Here is a 5,221-nt window from a genome sequence, read left to right as displayed (position 1 = left end):
GCAAATGGCGTCACCATCCGCCACTGGCTGCAGCCGAAGCGGGTGATCTCCGAGGGCGGCAAAGTGTCGGGCGTCGAACTCGAATACACCGCCATGAACGGCGACAGGCTTGCCGGCACCGGCGAGACCCTGACGCTCGTTGCCGACCAGGTGTTCAAGGCGATCGGACAGAGTTTTGTGCCGGCAGCCCTCAACGGCAGCGGTGCGTCGATCGATCTCGAAGCCGGCCGCATCAAGGTGGATGCGGAAGGGCGTACGTCGCTTGCCAGGGTCTGGGCCGGCGGCGACTGCATCTTCGGTGGCGACGACCTCACCGTCTCGGCGGTCGCGCAGGGGCGCGACGCTGCGGAGAGCATCAACCGGGCACTGACCTCGAACGGGAGGGCATGAGCATGGCAGATATCAGAAACAATTTCGTCGGCATCAAGTCGCCCAATCCGTTCTGGCTTGCCTCGGCGCCGCCGACCGACAAGGCCTACAACGTCATCCGCGCCTTCAAGGCCGGCTGGGGCGGCGTGGTGTGGAAGACGCTCGGCGAGGAAGGCCCGCCGGTGGTCAACGTCAACGGCCCGCGCTATGGCGCGATCTGGGGCGCCGACCGCCGCCTGCTCGGCCTCAACAACATCGAGCTGATCACCGACCGCGACCTGCAGGTCAATTTGCGCGAGATCAAGCAGGTCAAGAAGGACTGGCCCGACCGCGCCATCGTCGTCTCGCTGATGGTGCCTTGCGTCGAGGAGGCCTGGAAGGCGATCCTGCCGGTGGTCGAGGAGACCGAAGCCGACGGCATCGAGCTCAATTTCGGCTGCCCGCACGGCATGTCGGAGCGCGGTATGGGCGCGGCTGTCGGCCAGGTGCCGGAATATATCGAAATGGTGGTGCGCTGGTGCAAGCAGAACACCCGCATGCCCGTCATCACCAAGCTGACGCCCAACATCACCGATGTGCGCAAGCCCGCACGGGCGGCACATGCCGGCGGCACCGACGCGGTGTCGCTGATCAACACCATCAATTCAATCACCGGTGTCGACCTCGACAGCTTCGCGCCGCAGCCGACAATCGACGGCAAGGGCTCGCATGGCGGCTATTGCGGCCCGGCGGTGAAGCCGATCGCCATGAACATGGTGGCCGAGATCGCGCGCGATCCCGAAACCCGCGGCCTGCCGATCTCCGGCATCGGCGGCATCACCACCTGGCGTGACGCGGCCGAATTCATGGCGCTCGGCGCCGGCAATGTGCAGGTGTGCACGGCGGCGATGACCTATGGCTTCAAGATCGTGCAGGAAATGATCGCGGGCCTCGAAAACTGGATGGACGAGAAGGGGCACGCCTCGCTCAACGACATCGTCGGCCGCGCCACGCCCAATGTGACCGATTGGCAGTATCTCAACCTGAACTACGTCGCCAAGGCGCGTATCGACCAGGAAGCCTGCATCAAATGCGGCCGCTGCCACATCGCCTGCGAGGACACTTCGCACCAGGCGATCACCAGCATGGTCGACGGTATCAGGCACTTCGAGGTGATCGAGGCCGAATGCGTCGGCTGTAATCTCTGCGTCAATGTCTGCCCGGTCGAGAACTGCATCACCATGGAGCCGCTGGCAGCCGGCGTGATGGACCAGCGCACTGGGAGGCCGGTATCGCCGGTCTATGCCAACTGGACGACGCACCCGAACAATCCGATGGCCAAGGTGGCTGCGGAATAGGGACACGTCACGAGAAGAGCGCCGAGGGCGCAGCAGCTTCTCTGCCTAAGACGATCCCCGAGCCGGACTATCCGGCCGAGGCGGCGGTGCGCAGCGTGCGCCAGAACGGCGCCGTCAAATGGCAGGGCGCAGAGATCTACGTCTCGGCCACGCTGGCAGGCGAGCCGATTGCCATCGAAGAGACTGAGAACGGCCAATGGGCGGTGCGCTTCCATGCCCATCCGCTCGGCTTCATCGACCACAAGCACAGGAAACTGGTTCGCCGCAGCGCCGCGCCAACCCAACCGCTTGGCGCTGCCGCGAACCCATCATAAGAGGGAAAACTGTTACCTATGTATCCGGTTCAAACTGTTACCCATCTATCGGCTGGACACCCGGCAGGGCGATGAAGGGCAGCGCGACCTTTGGGATGATCTGCCCACCAGTCGCCCGCATCTCATCTCAAAGTTGGCGCCGCCCCTCATTGCCCTGCCGGGCATTTCTCCCCGTATAGTGACGGGGAGAAAGACGCTGGCATCGCCGATTTCGCCAACCGCCAACGTATTCCTTTTTCGAAAGCGGACGACTCTGCATTTTCCTATTGCAGATAAGAATTATCCACGATACTATGTATCCACGATAAAGGAGCCGATCCAATGAAGCTGGGCGAGGGCGTTGAGGCAGCCATCCATTGCGCTGCCACGCTGGCGAGTGTGGAGGGGAAGAGCACCATGCCTGGCGCTGCTCTCGCCGAGGCCTTTGGCCTGTCGCCTAGCTATCTGCTGAAGCATCTCAACATGCTGAGCGCCGCGCGCATTTTGGAATCGGTGCCCGGGCCTGCCGGTGGCTATCGGCTGGCGCGGCCGGCCGAGCGCATCACGCTGCTCGACATCGTGCTGGCCGTCGAGGGCCGCGAGCCGGCTTTCCGTTGCGGCGAGATCCGCCAGCGCGGTCCGGTGAAGCTCGATGCATCGGCCTATGTCAAACCCTGCGGCATCAACGCCGCGATGCTGAAGGCCGAGCGCGCCTATCGCGCCGCGCTCGCCGAGACCAAACTGTCCGATATCGTGGCCACCTATGCGGCAGAAGGCGATCCCAGGTCGCTTGCCGCGAGCTGCGCCTTCGTCGAGCGCCACCAGCGGCCGCAGAAATCCAGTTAACCCCCGCCGACCCAAACCCAGGCAGATTTGAAAGGACAAGAAGATGAAACAGAGGCTGCAATTTTTCGCCAAGGCGCCGGAGATCATGAAGGCCGTGTCGGCGCTCAACAAGGCGGTGGACGAATGCGGGCTCGAGGTGAGCCTGCTGCACCTGATCAAGCTCAGAGCGTCGCAGATCAATGGCTGCTCGTACTGCGTCGAGATGCATAGCCGCGAGGCGAGGCGCGACGGCGAGACCGAGCAGCGGCTCTACCTGGTTTCAGCCTGGAAGGAATCGCCGCTGTTTTCCGAGCGCGAACGCGCCGCCTTGGCCTGGACCGAGGCCGTCACCCTGATCGCCAACAATGGCGTGCCGGACGAACTCTATGCAAAGACGCTCGAGCATTTCTCGGGAGAGGAACTGGTCAAGCTGTCCGTTGCGCTCGGCATGATCAACACCTGGAACCGGCTGTGCATTCCGTTCCAGGCCATTCACCCGATGCCGGCGGCCAAGGCCGCCTAATTGTCCAGTTATGTTGGGAGCGCCGTCGAAAGGCGGCGCTCCACTTTCCAAGGGAGCGTTTGATGCCTGCCGATTTGCCTTCAACCTTGTTGTTTCTCGCGCGCCTGTTGCTCGGCGGCGCCTTCGTCTTCGCCGGCCTGCGCAACATCCAGAACGCGGCCTTCCTGACCCAGATGATGGCTGCGCGCGGCGTGCCGCAGGCAAGATTGGCGCTGTGGCTCGGCATCGTGCTTCAGATCGCCGCCGGCGTGCTGGTCATCGCAGGATTGTGGACGGCAATCGCGGCCGCGGTGCTGCTGGTGTTCCTGATCGTTGCCACGCCGATGTTCCACAATTTTTGGGACCATCAGGGCCCGGATCGTGCGTCCCGCATCAATGGCTTCGTCGGCAATGTCGCCCTGAGCGGTGGCTTTCTGACCCTGATCGCGCAATCCGTTTGACGCACAGTTGCATGCCGACTGCGGCCTCTGGTGCCGACGGCTCGATCATAAAATCGGAACCAATCGAGGCGTTGACGCATTTCACACCTGCATGCCCAGCATCCAGGATGGAATATGAAAATCGCCCATGTCGCGCCGCTTTATGAATCGGTGCCGCCAAGGCTCTATGGCGGCACCGAGCGCATCGTCTCGTATCTAACCGAAGCGCTGGTCGATCTGGGCCATGAGGTGACGCTGTTCGCCAGTGGCGACAGCCAGACTTCCGCGACGCTGGTAGCCAGCCGGGAACGCGCGCTGCGCCTCGATCCGCGTCCGCTCAAATCCGAGATCGCTGCGCATCTTTCGATGCTTGCTCAGGTGAGGGACCGGGCGTCGGAGTTCGATGTCATCCACTTCCACCTCAGCCATTTCCTGCACTTTTCCTTCTTCGAGGATCTCGCCGACCGCACGGTGACGACGCCGCATGGCAGGCTGGATTATGTGGACCTGGCGCCGGCCTATGAACGGTTTCCGCGTTTTCCCCTGATTTCCATTTCGCACAGCCAGAAGGCGGGCCTTGCCAAGGCCAATTGGCTGGCGACGATCCATCACGGGCTGCCGACCACTCTCTACGAACCGACTTTCGAGACGACGGCGGAAGAACCCTACCTTGCCTTCCTCGGCCGGTTCTCACGCGACAAGCGCCCGGACCGCGCCATCGAGATCGCCTTGCGGTCGGGGCTCAAGCTGAAGCTTGCGGCAAAGATCGGCGACGACGACCGCGCCTATTTCCACGAGGTGGTCGAACCGTTGATCGACGGCTATCGCATCGTCTATGTCGGCGAGATCGAGGAGGACCAGAAGGCGGAATTTCTCGGCAAGGCGGCCGGCCTGCTGTTCCCGATCGACTGGCCGGAGCCGTTCGGGCTCGCCGCCATCGAGGCCATGGCCTGCGGTACGCCGGTGATCGCCTGGAATTGCGGTGCGCTGCCCGAGATCATCGATCAAGGCGTGACCGGTTTCATCGCTGACACGCTGGATGGAGCGGTCGCCGCGGTGCCTGCTTTGCTGCAGCTCGACAGGCGCAAGGTGAGGGCCGTTTTTGAAAAGCGTTTTTCCGCTCGAAGAATGGCCGGCGACTATCTGGCCGCCTATGCGGGCCTGATCGGCGTCCCGAGCGCGGCGAAGGCGTCTTGAGCAGCGACGTGCTCGAGCCACGGCAACGAAACAACAGGGATCTTTGACGAATGGCCCAACTCGATGAGCGCCAGCTCGATCCTGCGGTTGCGCTTGCATCGCTCGACGCCACCGCACCTCGCGAGCCGCATCGGCTGTTTGCGCTCAAACAGGGCGATTGCTTCGCGGTTGCCGACGCCTATGGCGACATACGTGGAGCCGGCGACGGTTTCTTTCGCGACGACACACGGGTTCTTTCCGAGTTCCGCCTGACCGTCG

8 protein-coding genes are annotated in these 5,221 nt (G+C 63.1%); all 8 read left to right on the top strand.

Going from position 1 to position 5,221, the window contains the following annotated elements; genetic code table 11:
* Window positions 1–390, top strand: a 390-nt coding sequence (locus tag EOD15_RS27920; RefSeq protein WP_185929100.1) for an FAD-dependent oxidoreductase, incomplete at its 5' end; no start/stop codon positions are given.
* 2 nt (window positions 391–392) lie between these two features.
* Window positions 393–1,706 (top strand): NAD-dependent dihydropyrimidine dehydrogenase subunit PreA, encoded by a 1,314-nt coding sequence (preA, locus tag EOD15_RS27915; RefSeq protein WP_127322318.1) that lies wholly within the window; start codon window positions 393–395, stop codon window positions 1,704–1,706.
* 86 nt (window positions 1,707–1,792) lie between these two features.
* Window positions 1,793–2,020, top strand: a complete 228-nt coding sequence (locus tag EOD15_RS27910) for a hypothetical protein (RefSeq protein WP_245463779.1) — start codon at window positions 1,793–1,795, stop codon at window positions 2,018–2,020.
* A 321-nt stretch (window positions 2,021–2,341) separates the two neighbouring features.
* Entirely contained in the window at window positions 2,342–2,845 is a 504-nt protein-coding gene (locus EOD15_RS27905) for an Rrf2 family transcriptional regulator (RefSeq protein WP_127322319.1), read from the top strand.
* Window positions 2,846–2,888: 43 nt separating this feature from the next.
* Complete coding sequence (locus EOD15_RS27900) at window positions 2,889–3,347, top strand: carboxymuconolactone decarboxylase family protein (RefSeq protein WP_127322320.1); 459 nt, start codon at window positions 2,889–2,891, stop codon at window positions 3,345–3,347.
* A gap of 62 nt (window positions 3,348–3,409) precedes the next feature.
* The gene (locus EOD15_RS27895; protein ID WP_127322321.1) at window positions 3,410–3,787 is read left to right on the top strand and encodes a DoxX family protein; all 378 of its coding nucleotides are present in this window, start codon (window positions 3,410–3,412) and stop codon (window positions 3,785–3,787) included.
* A 114-nt stretch (window positions 3,788–3,901) separates the two neighbouring features.
* Window positions 3,902–4,963, top strand: coding sequence for a glycosyltransferase family 4 protein (locus EOD15_RS27890; RefSeq protein ID WP_127409032.1), 1,062 nt, complete (start codon window positions 3,902–3,904; stop codon window positions 4,961–4,963).
* 50 nt (window positions 4,964–5,013) lie between these two features.
* Window positions 5,014–5,221: glycogen debranching N-terminal domain-containing protein (locus tag EOD15_RS27885; protein ID WP_148129659.1), on the top strand; the 208-nt coding region annotated here is incomplete at its 3' end.

The organism is Mesorhizobium sp. M7A.T.Ca.US.000.02.2.1, assembly GCF_003996995.1.
Classification (GTDB): Bacteria; Pseudomonadota; Alphaproteobacteria; order Rhizobiales; family Rhizobiaceae; genus Mesorhizobium.
Note: the sequence above shows the minus strand (reverse complement) of the source record. Positions and strands in the feature narration are given on the sequence as shown.